The sequence below is a fragment of the Paenibacillus lentus genome, from assembly GCF_042714055.1.
Classification (GTDB): domain Bacteria; phylum Bacillota; class Bacilli; order Paenibacillales; family Paenibacillaceae; genus Fontibacillus; species Fontibacillus lentus_A.
The window spans coordinates 161656-180981 of the sequence record NZ_JBHGVC010000010.1; the positions used below are offsets into that span (position 1 = coordinate 161656).

Sequence of the window (19326 nt, forward strand, 5' to 3'; positions counted from 1 at the left end):
CAAGAGGGAGGTACATCTGGATGAAATTCAGCACGATAGAGGAACTGGTTCAGCTGGCAGAAGAGCAGGGCAAAGCGATTTCCGACATTATGATCGATGAGGAAGGCCTAGCTACGGAAATGTCCCGGGAGCATATTATTAAGAAGATGCACCAGCATTTGGACACGATGGAGCAGGCCGTGCAGCGCGGCCTGACGGAAGAGGTTAAATCCCGCAGCGGTTTGACTGGGGGAGACGCACGCAAGCTGGAGAGCTATTTGCAGCGAGGCGCCACGGTATCGGGAGCGCGGCTGCTGCAGGCCGTAAGCCGGGCGATCGCGACAAACGAGGTGAATGCCGCGATGGGGACGATCGTCGCCACGCCGACGGCGGGAGCGAGCGGAGTCATTCCCGGCTGTCTATTTGGCTTGGCGGAAGAGCTCGGGGCGAGTCGGGAGGCGATGGTGCGTTTTTTATTCACCTCCGGCGCGATTGGCTACGTGATCGCTAACCGCTCTTTCATTTCCGGTGCCGCCGGAGGCTGTCAGGCCGAAGTGGGTTCCGCGTCGGCGATGGCAGCAGGTGCGATTGTTGAAATGGGCGGAGGCTCGCCAAGGCAGTCAGCCCATGCGATCGCGATTGCGCTGAAGAACACGCTGGGCCTGGTGTGCGATCCCGTCGCTGGGCTCGTCGAGGTGCCCTGCGTCATGCGAAATGCCATGGGAGCCGCCAATGCGATGGTTGCGGCCGATTTGGCACTTGCGGGAATCGAAAGCGTCATTCCGGCGGATGAAGTGATCGGTGCGATGTACCGGATTGGCCAGGCGATGCCGGGCACGCTCAAAGAGACGGCGTTGGGCGGGCTTGCAGCTACGCCTACCGGCGAGAGGTATCGCCGGCGGTTGTTTGGATCTGGATCAAACGGAGAACGATTAGGGGATAAGGAGGAATTGCAGAATGAGTGAAAGCTTACAGCCGATCCGGCGTTTTTACTGGGGGGAAGAGGATCGGCGATTTATCGTAGACGCCTGCCGCAAGCACTGGCCGGAAGAAGTGAAGCAAGTCGTGCACCGGGCTGATCTGGCGTGCAAAAATACGTTCATTTTTACCCATCGCTGGGATATGGAGCGCTGTGAGGAGGAGGTTGCTTTTCCTCAGGGCATCAACTGGTATTACCGACATAAGGAAGATTTGGAATGGCTGGTTATGCTGAACCGTTCCCGATATATGGGCGAGCTTGGGCAGGCTTACTGGCTGACGGGCAAGGAGAAATATACCGAAGGATATATCCGGTTGCTGAAGGACTGGATGCGGCAAAATCCTTTGACGGAAGAAGAAGTGGTGGCTTCAGCTGACCGTAACTACAACGTTAAGGATACGTGGCGTAAGCTGGACAGCGGCATTCGGATTACGCATTGGCTCAAGGGGTACTATTGCGTTCGAGGCTGTTCCTTATGGGGAGCAGCCGAAGAAGAGCTGTTTAAGGAAGCGGTCAGGCGGCATGGCATGTATTTGAATTTGGCTTATGTTCCGCACGATCGCCAGAGCAATTGGGGCTTCCTGGAGACCAACGGATTGTTTCAGCTAGCCTTGATGTTCCCCGAGCTGGAGGAAGCGGCGGCTTGGCAGCAAACTGCATTACAGCGCCTTGCGAATATGTGCAAGCTCCAGGTATTTCAGGACGGTCTGCAGAACGAGCAATGTACGATGTATCATCACGAGGTGCTGCATTGCCTCTTTGAATCGCTTTGGCTCGGCAAGCTGAACGGCGTTGAAATGCCGGAAGTGCTGCATGATACCTTGAATCGCATGTTTACGGCTTCACTGTCCTTCGTACAGCCGGATGGGCATCAGCCGATGCTCGGGGACAGCGATAGCACGGATATCCGGGATGTGCTGTCCCGAGGCGCCGTATTGTTCGGACGCGGCGATTTAAAACGGATGGCTTATGACAGGCTGGATTATGAAGGAATTTGGTTCTTTGGCGAGCGGGGATATGATCGCTTCAAACAATTAGTAGTTCAGGAGCCGGAATTTACTTCGATCCTGCTGAAGGACAGCGGGTATGCCTTCATGCGCAGCGATTGGAGCCCACAAGCGCAATATCTTGTCTTTGACGGCGGTCATATGGACGTCATCCGTGCCCACGGGCACGATGATCTGCTGCATGTCAGTCTTTTTGCGCATGGTCGAGAATTTCTTACCGATCCGGGTCGATTTACGTATATGGAGACGGAAGATAGACAATATTTCATGGAATCCTTGCAGCATAATACGTTGTCCGTGGATGGGCAGACGATCTCCACTTACGTCAGCTCCTGGAGATGGGCGGATGTAGCGAGGCCGCTGGATCGTTATTGGAACAGCGGATCGGATTTCGACTATGTTCAGGCAGGACATGACGGCTACTGGCGATTGGATCAGCCGGTTCATGTATTGCGTCAGGTTTTATTCGTGAAGCCCGATTATTGGATCATGGTCGATACTTGCCGCTCCAATGGGGAGCATGAATATACTATTCCTTTTCATTTTGCCGAGGGAATTCAGCTGACGGCTCGGGAGAATGGAATTCTTCATGCGGCCGATGGACAGGAGGGCCCTTCGCTATCAATCATTCCGTTGATCCCGGTTCGCGCGGAGCAAGGTTCAAGCTGGGTATCGCGCAATTATAACGAGAAGACGCCTGCGGTTAAAGCATCTTTTATTCAGAAAGGAAAAGGCTTTACTAAATTCGTAACCTTGCTATATCCAAACGCAGATGTAGAGGCAAAGCTCCCGGTCATTCAGGAGCTGGAGGTACTGGATAGCTATGGCCAGCAGGTGCCCTCTCATTTAGCTACGGCATTCTTGGTTCAAAGGGAGCAGGGGAGGGAAGAATTCGTATTTTCCCATCAAGGACCGCGGAGTTACAGGTTCGGAGCACATCATCTCAGCGGGGAAGTTCTTCTCGTGCGGACGGACGGTTTATCGGGGCATGAAGTCAAATCTTATATCATAAAAGTATAATAAAGGACTTATTAAGGACATTGACCATTATTACAGCGGTGCAGTAATTTTAAAGTAAGTTCACAAAGTAGCCACAATTTTTAGAAAGCGCTTTAATTGAGTGAACAAACTAATCATTAGGGGGTTATAGCTTGAAAATCCAGCATAAAAAATGGGGTGCGCTGCTGCTAGCGGTGACATTGCTTTCTGCGCTGATGATTTCCGGCTGCTCTTTCAACAAGAAGAGCGGGGGAGATGTCGAGTTGAAGCTCGGATTTTATTCTTCGGCTCAATCGGATGAAAAAATGCAGGAGCTCATCACCAAATTCCAAGAGAAGCACCCAAATATCATAATTAAAACGGAGTCCTCTCCGTATAATCAGTTTTTTCAGAAGCTGGATACCCAAATCGCGGCTGAAAGCGCACCGGATTTATGGCTTTCGGATGGCGTGCTCGTTCCGAAATACGCAGAGCGCGGAGTCCTGAAGGATCTGACAGAATGGATTGAGCGCGATCTGAACTCGGAAGAGTATTATGGACTGGAATTCAATAAGGATGCCAGCGGAAAATACTGGGGCGTCCCGCAGGGGATTCAAATTGCCGTGCTGTACTACAACAAGGATATGTTCGATGAAGCTCAGGTCGATTATCCGACCGAAGAGTGGACTTGGGATGATCTGAAAGCGGCAGCCGAAAAATTGACAAAAGACTCCAACGGAAATTATGCGGTGGATTCGGCATTCGATAAAAATAAAATCAGCCAGTACGGCCTCACGTTCTTCAGTATTACGGAAGGATGGATGACGGTGCTGAAATCGTACGGGGGCGGGGTGTTGAATGAAACTCTGGATCAATCGATCGTAGATTCGCCCGAGAACAAAGCGGCTTTAGATTGGATCGTAGACGGCATGCAGCGTGAGCTGCTTCCGACCCCATCCGATTTGAAAAGCTTCCAGAGCAATATGGCTCCGTTCCCAAGCAAGGCGGCTGCCATGAGGATCGGAATTTATGCCCGGACGATCGATGCGAACGCCGCCGGCCTGAACTACGATGTGACTTTGCTGCCGAAGGGTCCGGACGGCAAACGCTTTTCTCCGGTCATCGCCAACTCGTGGGTAATTAATAAGAAGGCTGAGGGAGCTGTAGCCGACGCTGCCTGGGAATGGGTAAAGTTCTGGGCGACGGAGGATGAGGTTCAGAAGGAATGGGCTTCACTTGGCGAAGCGGTGCCTGTCAAGAAATCCGTAGCTAATTCGGAGCAGTTCCTGAGCGGATCTCCGGCGAATAAGCAGGCCTTCCTCGACAGCTTTGAGTTTGCAGGAACGTTGGATGTCAATGCGGTATGGAGCGAATGGGTCGGCAAGTTCAACGATAATATCAACCGGGCGTTTGAAGGTGAAATTCCGGTCGATCAGGCGATGACCCAGGCCGATCAGGAGGTACAGAAGGTTCTGGATGAGTTCTATAAGAAATAATCGTAAGGCCGATGCGGGTTGAATAGCTTTAAGGATGACGGGCTGGCACTGAGGTGTGCCAGCCCTCCAGAATAGCTACAGAAAGCGTGATGATCATGATGGAAAAAACGGAAACCGTAAGGATGGGAGACAAACCTTTAACCCCGCGAAGTCGAAGGAGACGTCTCGATAGCGATAGCAAGTGGGGGCTGCTGATGGTCACCCCTTATATCGTTCATTTTATTGTGTTTGTGCTTGGATCCCTGCTCGCCTCCTTGTATTTCAGTTTTTCTCATTATGACATTCTGAATGCTCCACAGTGGGCGGGCTTGGCGAATTATAAGAAGCTGTTTCAAGAACCGGTTTTCTGGAAGGCAATGTGGAACACGATATACTTTACGATTCTGTTCGTGCCGCTGCAAACGATATTGGCACTAATTTTGGCGACGGCATTGAATCAAAAGCTGCGGGGGCTGAAGTTTTTTCGATTGGCGCATTTTGTGCCGGTCATTTCATCCTGGACCGTGATTTTGTATGTTTCGGATGCGATCTTTAATCCTCGCTTCGGCTTGGCAAACTCTTTTCTAATCAAAATTGGACTTGACCCGCAAAAATGGCTTCAGGATGAACGCCTCGTCATTCCATTGCTGGTGATGATCGCCGTGTGGAAAGGGATCGGTTATATTATGGTCATTTTCCTTGCCGGCCTCCAGAACGTGCCTTCGGATGTGTATGAGGCTGCCGAGATCGATGGCGCAGGGGCGTTTCGCAAGTTCATGCATATTACGGTGCCATTGATTTCGGGAACGACGTTCCTCGTTCTCATCCTGAGCACGATTTCCACCTTCCAGGCCTTCGAGCAAATCTACGTGATGACAGGGGGAGCGCTGGATGCTTCGTCGGCGGGCGGGCCGAACAAATCAAGCTTGGTGCTGATGATTTATTTGTATCAGGAAGGCTTCTCTTTCCTGCGCATGGGTTATGCTTCCGCGATTGCCTGGGTGCTGTTCGTCATCCTGTTCATTCTTACCGCCCTGCAGGTTACGCTTCAGAAAAAGTGGGTGCATTATGAATGAATAACAGCGCAGCATGTCGAAAGGAGGCTCCGGTATGAAGCTGAATCGAGTTCGAAAAGGCGTAGGCTACACGGTCATTATTTTAAGCTCGCTTGTGATGGTCATGCCGTTTCTGACCACGTTGTTTAACTCGCTTAAAACGTACGCCCAATATACAGCCGTCCCGCCTAAATGGTTTCCAAACCCCATCCAATGGAGCAACTACTCCGAGGTATGGAAGCTGGGTCCGTTCGGGCAATACACGATGAATAGCGTCATCGTAACGGTACTGTCCGTGGGCGGAGCGCTGATCTCCTGCTCCATGGTCGCTTATGCGTTTGCCAGGCTGCGTTTTCCCTTAAAAAATACACTGTTCATGATTGTTCTCGGCACGATGATGATTCCGCCTGTCGTACTGATTATTCCGCAATTCGTGATCTTTAAATCGCTGCATATGCTCGATACATTGACGCCTTTGTGGATTATTGAGTGGCTGGCTCAGCCGTTTGGCATATTTCTGATGCGGCAGGCGTTCCTGATGATTCCGAAGGATTATGAAGAGTCCGCCAAACTGGACGGGTGCAATCCGTTTCAGATTTATTGGAAAATATTCCTGCCGATGTGCAAGCCAACCTTCGCTACCTTGGCCGTCTTTACATTCATGACGAAATGGAATGAAATATTGTCGCCGGCGATCTTCCTGACCTCTAAGGAAAATTTTACATTGCCGATCGGCATTCTTTCCATGGCGGGCCAGTGGTCAGGCAATGAGCAGTATATGGTTGCCGCCGCGCTTATGAGCTTGATCCCGATACTGCTTGTGTTTTTGTTTGCGGAGAAATACTTTGTGCAAGGCACAAACTCATCCGGCATAAAATGACCGGAAGAGTTTGAGCCAGAAGCACATTGATCCAAAATCAAGTAACCTGACGAATTTGCGCCCATGGGAAATTCTTCCGGCATAAAATGACCGGAAGAGTTTGAGCCAGAAGCACATTGATCCAAAATCAAGTAACCTGACGAATTTGCGCCCATGGGAAACTCATCCGGCATAAAATGACCGGAAGAGTTTGAGCCAGAAGCACATTGATCCAGAATCAAGTAACCTGACGAATTTACGCCCACGGGAAATTCTTCCGGCATTAAGAACGATACTAAATCTAGCGGAAGAAGCGAAGCGTTCGCCGCTGAAAGAAAGGAGGGGATAGCGTGCCATATCGGGTCGCCCTCATCGGAGCAGGTATTATTTCGCGGAATCACCTGAACGCCATTAGGCAAATACCAGAGCTACGAGCCGTTGCCGTAGCTGATATCGATCAGGAGAAGGGCAGGACGGTCAGTGAAGAATACGGCATTGCTTACTATGATCATTACCGGGAAATGATCTTGACGGAGCAGCCTGAGATAGCCATTATTGCGCTGCCGCATTTTTTACATGAAGAATGTGCAGTATGGTGTGCAGCCCAAGGCTGTCATCTGCTGCTGGAGAAGCCGATGGCGCTTAACGTTAGGCAGTGCGACGCCATCCTGGAAGCGGTAAGAGAAGCGGGAGTCAAGCTGATGGTTGGACATACGCAGCATTACTGGCCGGCCAATATGCAGGCCAAATCTCTTATCGAGAGCGGAGAGCTCGGCAAGCTGGTCGCGATCCATGATACGCGCCATTTGTATTATTTTAATGACAGCCGTCCGGACTGGTTCCTGGATAAGGCCAAGGCTGGCGGCGGTATTTTGATGAATCTGGGTGCCCACTCTATCGACAAAATCCAATGGTTGACGAACAGCCGAGTTACGAAGGTGAAAGCAGCTTTATCTTACGAGGGAGAGAGGGGGGACGTGGAGGGAAGCGGCTGTCTCTTTCTAGAAACGTCGAACGAAGTGCCTGCCGTCGTTGTGCAGTCCGGCTACGCAGGCGTACCCAAGGATGAAACCGAGCTGATTTTCGATAAGGGAATGATCAAGCTCGTTTCCGCAAAAGGAGTTTGGGTTAACCGGGATGGCCAGTATGTAAAGCTTGAGCTGCAAAATAGCTCCGATCCCTTCGTTTTGCAATTCGAGGATTTATTGCAGGCTATCGGGCAGGATGCCGAGCCTGACAGCTCGGGAGAATACGCGAGATCGGTGATCGCCGCTTTAGAAGCGGTGTACCGCTCGGACGAGGCAGGGGTGGAGCAATCCGTTGATACTGAATAATACGAAGGATTCCTCGATACAGTTCAGTATTTGCACGACAGGCCTAAAGTCGTTAACCCTGGAAGAGATCATTGCTGAAGCCAGGCGTTTGGGACTGCAAGGCGTGGAAATTTGGAGCGGACATATCGAGGATTATTTAAACCGGGACGGCACGCTTAGTGAGCTGCGGGCTCTGCTGGATTCTAACCAGTTGCTAGTACCATCCCTAAGCGAGTACAGCTATTTTACGAAAAGCAGAGAAGCATACCAAGTTGATCTTGCATGCGTACAGCGGTCGGCGAAATGGGCCAAAGCGCTCCGATGTCCCCGGATTCGTACATTTGCAGGGCATGTTCCATCTCGTGAGGCCACAAGCGAACAGTGGGCAATGGCGACAGCGGGACTACACGAGGCGCTTCAAAGCTGCAGCCGCCAGGGTGTTGTTCTTGCTGTAGAAATTCATAATAATACGCTGGCTGATACGGCAGATAGCTTGGATCGTTTATTACAAGCCTCCCGTATACGAAGCTTTGACGGTGGGGGAATGAACTTAATACAGAGCTTAACGCATTTTCAGTCTGACAGGAACGAGGCGAAGCCGGAGAAGGAACGTCTTAACAGCGATGCAAGCGATCAAGACATTAACGTTAATACAGAGATTGAATTCATATATGACGGCTTTAACCTGTACGTAGATCATCTCGATCCCATTTCCATTCTGAAACGCTTTTATCCTTGGATCAGCCATGTGCATTTTAAGGATTATCATTGGGATCATGAAAATTGGGGCAAAAGCAAAGCCGTTCCCGTGCTGCAAGGAGATGCAGATCACAAGGCTATTTTCGATACACTGCTGGCTTTGGGGTATAAGGGTTTTATATCGTTCGAGTATTTTGGCGATCAGGTTGTGGAACTAGTCGATCAGTCACTGTCAGAGTTAACCGATTACATGGAAAAGCGGGTGAATAGCCCGGATTAAGGCGTTTGATCCTGACCATGGAGGTGACGAACATGACGATGAACATGAAGGTTGCAGTCATCGGGCCGCATGACCTGGTCGATGCGGTGCTCCACATTGGATCTTTGTTTTCGGAGCTGTCCATGCTTCCCGCGCCCTATCGCCATGAACGGGAGACGCTAGAGGTAATAGCCAGAGTGAGAGATCAGGCGGATATTTTGCTCTTTACCGGCCCGATTCCTTACCAGATCGCTCTGGCGGCATCGCCTGACATCCCGATGGTTCATGTTTATTATTCGGGAACGGCGCTCTATAAAGTGCTGTTTGATTTTTATCGGCAGCGGATTTTATCCTTTGACGAGGGACTGCCCATTAGCGTGGACGTTTTGCAGCGAAATGAGGTGGAGGAGCCGCTTCATGAAATCGGCCTGCCGGTTGAGGATATATTCATCAAACCCTATGAATCCGGCATGAGTAACGAAGAGCTCGTTGCCTTTCATTATGATTTATGGCAAGCGGGAAAAGTGTCGGTTACGGTTACCTGCGTTACTTCGGTTTATCACCGATTGATCGCTCTCGGCGTGCCCGTATTCCGGGTCGTCCCGACGCAATCAGCGATAAGGGATTGCTTGAATTGCGCCCTGCTTGAAGGCAAAAGTCTTCGCTACAGCAGCACGCAAATCGCAGTTGGCATCATGAATATCGATAACTTTGAACAGTTTGCCAAAGAAGCCGTTTCGGAATATGACATTCAACGCAAAAAAATCATTCTCCAGCAAATCCTGATCGATTTCGGGGAAGAGACGCAATCCCTGATTAAATGGAGCAATTCGGATGAAGTATCGTTCATTACGACACGCGGAATTATCGAACAGGTCACGCGGAAGTTTCAGGATGCGCCGCTGCTGCTGGAAGTGATGGAGCGGCTGCAGTGGAATGCCAGCATCGGCATCGGCATGGGACGCACGGCTAACGAGGCGGAAGGGAAAGCAAGGGAGGCCCTGCTCAAGGCGAAGGCCGGCGGCGGTGGCAACTGCTTTCTGATTATGCAGGACGGGATGGTCTATGGCCCGATGGGTTCGGAGATGACGCTGGAATATTCGGCCCGAAGCGAGAATCCCGAGCTTATCTCCCTGGCGAAGAAAGTAGGCCTGAGCGTCGGTACGATCAATAAGCTCATTTCCCTGTGCCGGAGGCTTGGCACTTCGACGATTACCGCTGCTCAGCTGGCCGAAGGTTTTGGCATTACGCTTCGCAGCGCCCGGCGGATTATGGCTGCCTTGGAGAAATACGAGATCGCCAGCATCGTCGGCGAGGAACAGCCGGCCGGCCGGGGCAGACCAAGGCAAATCTATTCTCTGAACCTAGAAGGAGTCTATTATGAATAATATGAGTCTGCTGCAAGTCGCCGTATCTCTTGAGCAGGAAATTGTAGCCCACCGCCGACATTTACACCAATATCCTGAACTCGGGTTCCAGGAATTCATAACGTCCGAGTATGTCGCGGAATATCTTGAGCAGCTTGGGCTTCAGGTGCAGCGCGGCGTCGCGGGCACCGGGGTCGTTGCGCTGCTCGAGACGGGTCAGCCCGGCCCGTGCATTGCGGTACGGGCGGATATGGACGCCCTGCCGCTCCGCGAGCAGACAGGGCTGCCGTATGCATCGCGGCATGAAGGCGCGATGCACGCCTGCGGCCATGATGGTCACATGGCCATGGCGCTGGGCGCCGCCCGGATGCTGACCGGACTCCGGCGCGAGCTGGCCGGGACGGTCAAGTTCATCTTCCAGCCGGCGGAGGAAATGCTGGGCGGGGCCCGGCACATGATTGACGCCGGTGTGCTTGAATCGCCGCGCGTGGATGGCATCATCGGCCTGCATTTGTGGCCGGATTTGCCGACGGGGCAGTTCGGCGTGAAGGCAGGCACGATCATGGCGAGCATGGATCACGTCGACATTATGGTGCATGGCCGGGCCGGGCACGGAGCTGCGCCGCATCAGGGCGTGGATGCGATCATCGCTGCTGCTCAGGTGCTATCCGCCCTGCAGGTGCTGATCAGCCGCGAGAGCGATCCGGCCGATGCCGTCGTGCTGAGCATGGGCTCGATTCACGGGGGCAGCATCCCGAACATTATCGCGGATCAAGTGGAGATTCGCGGCACGGTACGGGCGGTGAATGCTGCGACCCGTGAAAGGATGCGAACGAGGGTGACCGAGCTGGCTCAAGCGGTCGCGGCAGGGATGAATGCCCGGGCCGATGTTCGGTATGAATTCGGCTATCCTCCAACCGTAAATGATGCAAAGTGGGTACGGTATGCCGAAGAAGCTCTGCGCGGCCTATACGGCGAGGAGGCCATCCATCCGCTGGCACATTCGCAAATGACGAGCGAAGACATGGCGTATTATATGGAGCATGTTCCCGGCGCGTTTTTGCTGATCGGCACAGGCGGAGAAGGAAAGGGAAAATTTCCTCTGCATCATCCCGAGCTTGCAATCGATGAGAAAGCGCTTCATTATGGTGCCGCTTATCTGGCGCAATTCGTCCGGAATTATTTACGAGAATAAAAAAATTCCGCGAGGGGAGGACAGGATGCAGACCTCGTGGAATACACTCTTCAAGAACTAACCTACAGGGGGACGAAGATGCTAAAGAGCCTTATTTTACCTTCCCACCCTCTCCTTCGAGAAAAGGATGCTGCCCGGATTCAGCGCGATTATGAGCGATTTCGCAGCGGAATGCCCGGAGCATTGGAGAGCTACTTGTTTGAAACGTATAGACTGGATGTATCCTCCTATTATGGCCCGAGGCGAATTAAGAATCCATTCGGCAAAGCGGCGGGACAATTGTCTTTAAATATGAACCAAGTCCAGACGGATATCGATGCTGGCCTTGGTTTTGTCGTCCTAAAAACGGTAATCGCCGAGAATGCGCAAGGTGTTCGCGCGATGCAGGATTGGGCTGTGAAGGAGACGCGGATGGTCGTCAGCCGGATTACGGGGAAAGAATCCGGGGAAGCAGGCTGGAACGTCACCTGGCAAGGGAGAGGCTGGCACGGCTCACTTGCTTCATATGCCGAGTTTCTGAAAGCAGCCTTGGAGGCGGCTCGCCACAGCAAAACCGTCATCGTCCCTTCTTGCAAGTACCATTTGCCCGGCTCCGATGAGGGCGAATACCAAATGGGAGAGTATGAATATACGACGCGCCTGCTCGAGCGAATTTGGCGATCCGCCGGACAAGCCGGGCCCTTGCAAATGGAGAAGGATTTCAGTCCAACGCTTGCCGGCTCGGATAAAGCAAAGCAGCAGGAAACGGTATTGAAGTGGCTGCGGGATGTGCCGGAACGTATCAAGCGATCGCTGCCTGAGGGTTCGATTGTCTTAGGCATTAAATTAATGAATACGATCTTTGAGGACGCCTTTCAGCTGCAGGCTTTCCGGGCTTTGCTCGAGGAAGGCTCGCAGCGGCCGGATTACGTCGTATACGCGAACCGATTATATGATCAGGAGCGAAGGTTTGCCGGAAAGGAAGGCGCAGCCTATGGAGGGCCAGATCTTAGCGCCCGCAATTTGCGCATACTCACGCAGTTAAGGAGGATGGAGCTTCAGGGACAATTCGAAGCGGGTATTCCGATTCTTTCGGGCACAGGTAATATTCATTCTGGAAAAATGGCCTTGGAATATGCTTTAAGGGGAGTATCCAGCGTACAGATGCATACAATGTTTCAAAAGCCCGCTAGTGCCTACGGAATGCGAAGCGGCTCGAAGACAGAGCGCGCCCTGCATGAGCTGTATTTCCATCCTCATACCGGATTGGTACCGTGGTTGCTGCATTTGCGGGAAGCCGGCGAGGTCGAAGATTATGACGGCGTCATCTCGTTTCAAGCCGTAACGGAGTGGTATAGAAATAAGGGGAGGGATTATTTTCTCCTCAAATCATGAAACGAATGAATACATATTGTCTTCTATGAAAGGAGGACACACAATGATGATACGCGAGGCGGAGCGAATCAAGCTTAGGCTGCAGGGCGGATTGATTCCTGCGGTTCCTGTTCCGCGTTATGCGACCGGCCAAATCCATGAGCAGGCTCAAGCCGCGTACGCTGCTTATTTATCCGCGCAGCGCATCGCTGGTGTAGCGGTTTGGGTGCATACCGGACGGGGGCTTCATTTGCAGCGGGAAGAGCGCGAACATATCTTACAGTCCTGGAAGGCAGCTCTCCAGCCTAACCAAATCATCGTCGCCGGAGTGGGCGCACGGCCGGACGAATCCTTAACAGGACGGAAGAGGATTGATAGCTGGCGCAAGACAAGCGTGAAAATGGCACAGGATGCGATTGCTGGCGGTGCGGACGCTCTGCTCGTATTTCCCCCGGTGATTCTCCGCGAGCTCCCGGCTCATGAACAGGATGAGGCTGTCGCTGAGTACCACAGAGGTTTGGCAGAGCTCGGTGCTCCGCTTGTGCTTTTTTATTTATATGAGGAGGCTGGCGGATGGTCGTACTCCCTGGATCTGCTGCGGGAGCTATTATCATTGCCGAATGTGATCGGCATCAAGGTAGCAACCTTGGATAGCGTCATGACGATGCAGAATATCGCCCGGCTTCTTGCTGATGAATATCCTGGCCAATTGCACATTACGGGGGAAGACCGAATGTTCGGCTATGCCTTGATGCGGGGGGCAAGCAGTGCTTTAGTCGGCCTCGGAGCGGCTTTTCCGAATATTCAAGCCGATATGATCGCAGCTTACCGCGATAAGAATTATGCCCGATTTATCGATTTATCGGCACGCATCGACGGTTATGCGGAAGCGACCTTTATTGAGCCGATGGATAAATATATATTAAGGATGCTTCATTGTCTCGTAATAGCAAATGTGATTCCGAGGGAAGCGGCTTATGATATTGCCGGATATCAAATGCTGGAGCAAGAAACGGCGGCGATTCGCCGGGCGGTCATGGAGCACCGCTTGTATTAAAGGCTCAGCAGTCTTTTAATATAGAAAATTTTCCTTCATAATTGAGTTGTTGCCATTAATTCATTTCAAGGAGGATATCGATATGCCTAATTATTTGCAGGATACAGTCGCACTCAACAATGGAGTCAAAATGCCCTGGCTTGGGCTTGGGGTCTATCTGGCAAAAGAAGGCGACGAGGTGGAGCGTGCAGTACAAGCCGCTATTCGCCACGGATATCGCAGTATTGATACCGCCGCTGCTTACCGTAATGAAGAGGGGGTTGGCCGGGCGGTTGCGCAAGCGCTGAAGGATAACGGATTATCCCGCGAGGATGTATTTATTACGACAAAGGTTTGGAACGCGGATCAAGGATACGAATCAACATTGGCGGCGTTCGAGGAGAGCCTGAGCAGATTGAATATGGACTATGTGGATCTGTACCTCATTCACTGGCCAGTGAAAGGAAAGTATAAGGATACGTGGAGAGCGCTGGAAAAAATCTATCGGGAGGGCAAGGCCCGAGCGATCGGCGTAAGTAATTTTCAAATCCATCATTTAGAGGACTTGCTCCAGAATAGCGAGGTCGTACCTGCCGTCAATCAGGTGGAGCTTCATCCGGAGTTAACGCAGAAGGAATTGCTGCAGTATTGCAATGACAAAGAGATTCGCCTGGAGGCTTGGTCGCCGCTCGGACAGGGCAATTTGCTGAACCATGAAGTCCTGAAGGGCATTGCGGACAAGCACGGAAAATCGGCAGCTCAAGTCATTTTACGGTGGGATTTGCAAAACGGCGTCATCACGATTCCTAAATCCGTTCATGAAGAGCGCATCGTGCAAAACGGGAACGTATTCGATTTCGAGCTCGATGCCGAGGATATGCGCACGATTGACAATTTGAACCGAAATCGCCGTTTTGGCTCCGATCCGGATAATTTTAATTTTTAATAGGAATGCAAAAAGGCTCTCCATTTGCCATCTATCTTGGCTGGAGGGCCTTTTTCTAATTTTCAAAACAAGACTTCGATTTCCTTCTCCTTCAACATGTCCAGCCACGCCGATTCAGGCTCTTGATCAGTGATAAGTACATCCACCTCGTCGAATTCCATGAGTTTAACAAAAGCGGTCTTGTCGAACTTGGAATGATCCGCAAGCAGCAACACCTTCTCCGCCTGACCAAGCATTGCCTTCTTCAGCTCGCATTCCGGCTCATTGGAATCCATGATGCCTTTGTCCAGGGAAAGCGCTTTGCAGCTAAGAATTACTTTATCCACATTGTATTTCTTCACGATTTCCTCGGCGTTAGTACCAACGAGGGACAGCGATCGCGGGCGCAAGGATCCGCCGGTAGAGATGATATTGATTCCTGTATTTAGAAACTCCTGCAAAATATGAATCGAGCTCGTGATGATGGTTAGGTTTTTACGCTGATGAAGCAATTTCATAAGCTCTACAGAGGTGGAACTAGGGTCGATCATTAACGTATCGCCATCGTTGATCAGGTGTAATGCTTTTGAAGCGATTTGTTGTTTGATTTCCGAATTTGTGGCATTTCGAGTCGTAAAGGGCAAATCCTCATTGGTATGGCTATTTATGATCGCGCCGCCGTAGGTTCGGGTAACAATGCTTTCCTTTTCCAGCTTTTCAAGATCGCGGCGAATCGTTTCTTCCGTGACATTGAATTTCTCGCTGAGCTCCGAGACGAGGACGCGTTTATCCGTTTGCACCATATCGATAATGATTTGGCGACGTTCAGCTGCAAGCATAGGAACTCCTTTCTCCGTGCTTCATTATGCTACTCATTATATGTTGAAAGTACAGAAAAGTATAGTTTTGTTACAAAGGTGTTAATGAAAGTAGATAAAAACAGAAGAATCCACATTTATTTATGTTTGTTTATGTTGACTTCCAAAGAAAACGCAGGTACGATAAAGGTAGAAGAAACGGAAATTCACATGTTTATGAATGTAAGAGGAGTCGTTCTGATGATGAATTATATCGCTGTCGATATCGGGGCATCCAGCGGCCGACTGGTACAGGCGCAGTTGAATAAGGGGCGGCTGGAGCTCAGGGAAATCCATCGCTTTGGCAATTCATTCAGCATGCGGCACGGACATGAATACTGGGATATCGATCATCTCTTTGCCGAGATAATCAAAGGCTTGCAAACAGCGAAGCAGCAGGGGATTGAGTCATGCTATTTGGGTGTGGATACTTGGGCCGTGGATTATGTTCTGCTCGATCAAGAGGGGAATAGGCTGGAGGAGGTATTTGCCTATCGCGACGGGCGAACCGATGGGGTGCCTGATCAATTCCATGCCTGGATGAGCCGAGAGCAGGTCTATGCCAAAACAGGGATTCAAGAGTTGCCTTTTAATACGCTTTATCAATTATTTGTTCATGATCGCTCTCAATTGCATCAAGCTGACAAGATTATGCTGGTTCCGGACTACTTATACTACCGGCTTAGCGGCTGTAAATTGAATGAAGTGACCAATGCCTCAACGATGCAAATGTTAAATTTGAGCACGCGGGAGTTTGATGAGGAGCTGCTGGAGCTGCTGGAGCTGCGAAGAGACCAGTTCTCCGAGCTGACGGAGCCGGGTCGGGCTCTAGGCTCGATCAGGCCGGAGCTGATCGAGCAATACGATTTGCCTCACTGTGAACTGATCGTCGTTCCGACGCATGATACGGCATCAGCCGTCGTCGGTGTTCCAGCGCAGCAAGAGCAATCCTGGGCCTTTATCAGCAGCGGAACTTGGTCGCTGTTAGGCGTAGAGCTTGCACAGCCGCTAAATAATCCGGCCGCGATGGAAGCGAATTATACGAATGAATGGGGTGCCTACGGCACTTATCGATTCCTGAAAAATATTATGGGCCTTTGGATGATTCAGGAGGTAAGAAGAGAAAGCGGAGACGCGTACAGCTTCCCGGAATTGGCAGGGCTTGCAGAGGCCGAGACTCCATTTCGCAGCCTAATCCCGTGCAATGCTTCCCGCTTTCTGAACCCGGGGAGCATGATTGCGGAGATTCAGCTCTGCTGCAAGGAGACTGGACAGCATATTCCGCAAACGATGGGGGAGATCGCCCGCTGCATCTTTGATAGCTTGGCCCTAACCTATTTCGATGCTCTTCGAGAGCTTGAAAAGCTGCAGAATAAAACCATTGATGTGCTTCATATTGTCGGCGGGGGCTCTAACAACGAGCTGCTGTGCCAGCTCACTGCGGATGTGCTCGCCAAGACCGTTCAGGCCGGGCCGTCCGAATCAACGGCGCTTGGCAATATCGCTGTACAAATGATCACTTCCGGGGAAGTGGGCAAGCTGAGCGAGGCCCGGGAGTTGATCGCCCGTTCATTTCCGCCTAGAGTGTTCAAGCCAAGACCCATTCGTGGTTTGAACCAAGTGCTTCAGCGGTGGGATCAGCTAACTAATCATCTTTAAACAATTACAATATTACCGGCAAAGGAGCATAAAACATGGATCAAGCAGTTCAGAACAGTTATGTTGAAGCGAAGAAGCTGTATGCCAAGTACGGTATCAATACGGATGAAGTCCTGGAAAAGCTAGGCCGGATTAAAGTTTCGCTTCATTGCTGGCAGGGTGACGATGTAAAAGGATTTCTATTTAAGGATAAACAGCTTAGCGGCGGTATTGCGGTAACCGGAAGCTACCCTGGCCGTGCGGAGACTCCGGAGCAATTGCGGCAGGATATCGAGCAGGCGTTGTCGATGATTCCCGGCAAGCATAAAGTCAATTTACACGCCATTTATGCGGATACGGAGGAGCCGGTTGATCTTGATCAGCTGGAACCCCGCCATTTCAGCAAATGGGTGGATTGGGCGAAGCAGCAGGGGCTTGGTCTCGATTTCAACCCTACCATGTTCTCGCACCCTAAGGCGGAAGAAGGATTTACGCTTAGTCATTCTAATGAAGAAATCCGGCAATTCTGGATTAACCATTGCCGGGCCTCCCGCAAAATCGGCGAATATTTCGGCAAGGAGCTGGGTCAGCCGTGCGTAACCAACTACTGGCTTCCTGATGGTTATAAGGACACGCCGGTCGATCGCTTGTCTCCGCGAGTCCGGCTGAAGGAATCGCTGGATGAAATCTTCCGTGATGAGATCAGCGAGGCTCACAATATTGACGCGGTGGAAAGCAAGCTGTTCGGAATCGGCTCCGAAAGCTACGTGGTCGGGTCGCATGAGTTTTATTTAGGCTACGCGGTTAGCCGGGGGAAGGCGGTATGCCTGGATGCGGGGCACTTTCATCCAACAGAAGTGATTTCTAATAAAATTTCGTCGGTGCTGATGTTTACGGAGCGTTTACTGCTGCACGTCAGCCGGCCGGTTCGCTGGGATAGCGACCATGTCGTGACGATGGATGATGAATTGCTCGAAATTGCCCGCGAACTGGTTCGCGGAGATATGCTGGAGCGTACGCATATCGGTCTGGACTTCTTCGATGGGAGCATTAATCATATTGCCGCTTGGGTCATTGGAACCCGCAATACGATTAAGGCGCTGCTGCGTGCAATGCTGGAGCCTGTGGATTTACTCAGGAAAGCGGAGGATCAGCGGGATTTCACCTCCCGTCTCGCGCTTGTCGAGGAGTTTAAATCGTATCCGTTCGGAGCGGTTTGGGATTATTATTGCGCGGTACATGGCGTTCCGGTTCGTGAAGCGTGGCTGGATGAAGTCAAGAAATATGAACGGAATGTCTTACTTCAGCGGTAGTTTTTCTTGCGATTATAGAACGGTTCAGCTCCGCTGACAACTTATACATTCTATAATCTTAAAAAAGCATCATAAGGATGAGGAGAAGGGGAGAAAGCACGATGACTACTTTTAAACAACAGCACCAGTTATCCTGTACGCGAAAGCTCGATATTCCTTTTGTGAAGGAAATGGCGCAAATTACGCAGCATATGTGGAGATTCGGCTGGGATGAACGCAATGGCGGGAATGTAAGCTATATTCTTGACGAAGCCGAAGTGGCTCAATATCTCGATATTAACGACGTGATCCGCACGATCAAGCCGGCCTTTCCCGTGCATGAATTGGCTGGTCAGTATTTTATCGTCACCGGTTCAGGCAAGTATTTCAAGAATGTCGTTGCCGATCCGGAAGCGAATCTCGGGGTGCTTCGCGTCTCGAAAGATGGAGAGCAGCTGGAGCTGCTGTGGGGATTGAAGGATGGTGCGGTGCCGACAAGCGAGCTGCCTTCCCACTTTATGAGCCATATTGAACGTTTGAAGGTCGATCCGAGCCATCGGGTGGTCATTCATAATCATGCGACGAATGTCATTGCCATGACCTTTATTCATGACTTGGACGAGAATCAATTTACGAAGACGCTGTGGGAAATGTGTACGGAATGCATCGTTGTTTTTCCGGACGGCATCGCCGTCATCCCTTGGATGGTACCGGGTTCCAGCGAGATCGGAAGGGCAACGGCCGACAAAATGAAGGATCACCGCGCGGTCGTGTGGCCGCATCACGGCATCTTCGGCACGGGCAGCTCCATCGACGAGGCGTTTGGGCTTATCGAAACGATTGAAAAGGCAGCCCAAATCTATATGCTCATCGTTAATCAACCGATCCGGCAGCGAATTACGGAGCACGAGCTAATGGATTTGGCTAAAGCGTTTGGCGTTACGCCTCGGGAAGGCATTTTAAATGCTTAATAAGGGAATGCCATCATCTGATTAATAAAGACAACACCCGTAGCTGAGGACACGCTCGCTACGGGTGTTGCTAAATCGGATAGCCATTT

The 19326-nt window shown here is 51.3% G+C and carries 16 protein-coding genes; 15 read left to right on the forward strand and 1 reads right to left on the reverse strand.

Annotated elements, in window-relative coordinates; all coding sequences use genetic code 11:
* The first annotated feature begins 20 nt into the window (after positions 1 to 20).
* From sdaAA to ACE3MQ_RS20800, 12 genes are all read left to right on the forward strand, one after another.
* Entirely contained in the window at positions 21 to 944 is a 924-nt protein-coding gene (gene sdaAA / locus ACE3MQ_RS20745) for an L-serine ammonia-lyase, iron-sulfur-dependent, subunit alpha (RefSeq protein WP_379396213.1), read from the forward strand.
* Complete coding sequence (locus ACE3MQ_RS20750; protein ID WP_379396215.1) at positions 937 to 2985, forward strand: alginate lyase family protein; 2049 nt, start codon at positions 937 to 939, stop codon at positions 2983 to 2985. The genes sdaAA and ACE3MQ_RS20750 overlap by 8 nt, the downstream gene beginning before the upstream one ends.
* Before the next feature lie 137 nt (positions 2986 to 3122).
* On the forward strand, positions 3123 to 4439 hold the full coding sequence (locus tag ACE3MQ_RS20755) for an ABC transporter substrate-binding protein (protein ID WP_379396292.1): 1317 nt from the start codon (positions 3123 to 3125) through the stop codon (positions 4437 to 4439).
* A 122-nt stretch (positions 4440 to 4561) separates the two neighbouring features.
* Entirely contained in the window at positions 4562 to 5494 is a 933-nt protein-coding gene (locus ACE3MQ_RS20760) for a carbohydrate ABC transporter permease (protein ID WP_379396294.1), read from the forward strand.
* Positions 5495 to 5528: 34 nt separating this feature from the next.
* A complete protein-coding gene (locus ACE3MQ_RS20765) occupies positions 5529 to 6353 on the forward strand; it encodes a carbohydrate ABC transporter permease (protein ID WP_379396217.1) in 825 nt (274 codons plus the stop codon).
* A 329-nt stretch (positions 6354 to 6682) separates the two neighbouring features.
* Positions 6683 to 7666: a Gfo/Idh/MocA family protein gene (locus ACE3MQ_RS20770; RefSeq protein WP_379396219.1), complete on the forward strand. Its 984-nt coding sequence runs from the start codon at positions 6683 to 6685 to the stop codon at positions 7664 to 7666.
* Entirely contained in the window at positions 7653 to 8624 is a 972-nt protein-coding gene (locus ACE3MQ_RS20775) for a sugar phosphate isomerase/epimerase family protein (RefSeq protein ID WP_379396221.1), read from the forward strand. Before ACE3MQ_RS20770 ends, ACE3MQ_RS20775 begins: the two co-directional genes overlap by 14 nt.
* A gap of 32 nt (positions 8625 to 8656) precedes the next feature.
* Positions 8657 to 9991: a helix-turn-helix domain-containing protein gene (locus ACE3MQ_RS20780; RefSeq protein ID WP_379396223.1), complete on the forward strand. Its 1335-nt coding sequence runs from the start codon at positions 8657 to 8659 to the stop codon at positions 9989 to 9991.
* Complete coding sequence (locus ACE3MQ_RS20785; protein ID WP_379396225.1) at positions 9984 to 11165, forward strand: M20 metallopeptidase family protein; 1182 nt, start codon at positions 9984 to 9986, stop codon at positions 11163 to 11165. The genes ACE3MQ_RS20780 and ACE3MQ_RS20785 overlap by 8 nt, the downstream gene beginning before the upstream one ends.
* Before the next feature lie 78 nt (positions 11166 to 11243).
* Entirely contained in the window at positions 11244 to 12539 is a 1296-nt protein-coding gene (locus tag ACE3MQ_RS20790) for a beta/alpha barrel domain-containing protein (RefSeq protein WP_379396227.1), read from the forward strand.
* A gap of 43 nt (positions 12540 to 12582) precedes the next feature.
* A complete protein-coding gene (locus ACE3MQ_RS20795; RefSeq protein ID WP_379396229.1) occupies positions 12583 to 13575 on the forward strand; it encodes a dihydrodipicolinate synthase family protein in 993 nt (330 codons plus the stop codon).
* Positions 13576 to 13657: 82 nt separating this feature from the next.
* Positions 13658 to 14500, forward strand: a complete 843-nt coding sequence (locus ACE3MQ_RS20800) for an aldo/keto reductase (RefSeq protein ID WP_379396231.1) — start codon at positions 13658 to 13660, stop codon at positions 14498 to 14500.
* Between the two features lie 62 nt (positions 14501 to 14562).
* On the opposite strand, the gene ACE3MQ_RS20805 is transcribed toward ACE3MQ_RS20800, so the two are convergent.
* Positions 14563 to 15318, reverse strand: coding sequence for a DeoR/GlpR family DNA-binding transcription regulator (locus ACE3MQ_RS20805; protein ID WP_379396233.1), 756 nt, complete (start codon positions 15316 to 15318; stop codon positions 14563 to 14565).
* A gap of 219 nt (positions 15319 to 15537) precedes the next feature.
* Here ACE3MQ_RS20805 and rhaB point away from each other — a divergent pair, with 219 nt between their 5' ends.
* The 3 genes from rhaB (at position 15538) to rhaD (ending at position 19237) form a co-directional block, all read left to right on the forward strand.
* Positions 15538 to 16995 (forward strand): rhamnulokinase, encoded by a 1458-nt coding sequence (gene rhaB / locus ACE3MQ_RS20810; RefSeq protein ID WP_379396235.1) that lies wholly within the window; start codon positions 15538 to 15540, stop codon positions 16993 to 16995.
* Positions 16996 to 17030: 35 nt separating this feature from the next.
* Entirely contained in the window at positions 17031 to 18287 is a 1257-nt protein-coding gene (gene rhaA / locus ACE3MQ_RS20815) for an L-rhamnose isomerase (RefSeq protein WP_379396237.1), read from the forward strand.
* Positions 18288 to 18388: 101 nt separating this feature from the next.
* Positions 18389 to 19237, forward strand: coding sequence for a rhamnulose-1-phosphate aldolase (rhaD, locus tag ACE3MQ_RS20820; RefSeq protein WP_379396239.1), 849 nt, complete (start codon positions 18389 to 18391; stop codon positions 19235 to 19237).
* Positions 19238 to 19326: the final 89 nt, after the last annotated feature.

Bases quoted from the DNA above. Each gene is read 5' to 3' on its own strand.
- ACE3MQ_RS20790 (WP_379396227.1), top strand. From the start codon at position 11,244: ATGCTAAAGAGCCTTATTTTACCTTCCCACCCTCTCCTTCGAGAAAAG.
- rhaB (WP_379396235.1), top strand. From the start codon at position 15,538: ATGATGAATTATATCGCTGTCGATATCGGGGCATCCAGCGGCCGACTG.
- ACE3MQ_RS20795 (WP_379396229.1), top strand. From the start codon at position 12,583: ATGATGATACGCGAGGCGGAGCGAATCAAGCTTAGGCTGCAGGGCGGA.
- ACE3MQ_RS20800 (WP_379396231.1), top strand. From the start codon at position 13,658: ATGCCTAATTATTTGCAGGATACAGTCGCACTCAACAATGGAGTCAAA.
- ACE3MQ_RS20785 (WP_379396225.1), top strand. From the start codon at position 9,984: ATGAATAATATGAGTCTGCTGCAAGTCGCCGTATCTCTTGAGCAGGAA.
- ACE3MQ_RS20780 (WP_379396223.1), top strand. From the start codon at position 8,657: ATGACGATGAACATGAAGGTTGCAGTCATCGGGCCGCATGACCTGGTC.
- rhaA (WP_379396237.1), top strand. From the start codon at position 17,031: ATGGATCAAGCAGTTCAGAACAGTTATGTTGAAGCGAAGAAGCTGTAT.
- rhaD (WP_379396239.1), top strand. From the start codon at position 18,389: ATGACTACTTTTAAACAACAGCACCAGTTATCCTGTACGCGAAAGCTC.
- sdaAA (WP_379396213.1), top strand. From the start codon at position 21: ATGAAATTCAGCACGATAGAGGAACTGGTTCAGCTGGCAGAAGAGCAG.
- ACE3MQ_RS20760 (WP_379396294.1), top strand. From the start codon at position 4,562: ATGGGAGACAAACCTTTAACCCCGCGAAGTCGAAGGAGACGTCTCGAT.
- ACE3MQ_RS20750 (WP_379396215.1), top strand. From the start codon at position 937: ATGAGTGAAAGCTTACAGCCGATCCGGCGTTTTTACTGGGGGGAAGAG.
- ACE3MQ_RS20805 (WP_379396233.1), bottom strand. From the start codon at position 15,318: ATGCTTGCAGCTGAACGTCGCCAAATCATTATCGATATGGTGCAAACG.
- ACE3MQ_RS20765 (WP_379396217.1), top strand. From the start codon at position 5,529: ATGAAGCTGAATCGAGTTCGAAAAGGCGTAGGCTACACGGTCATTATT.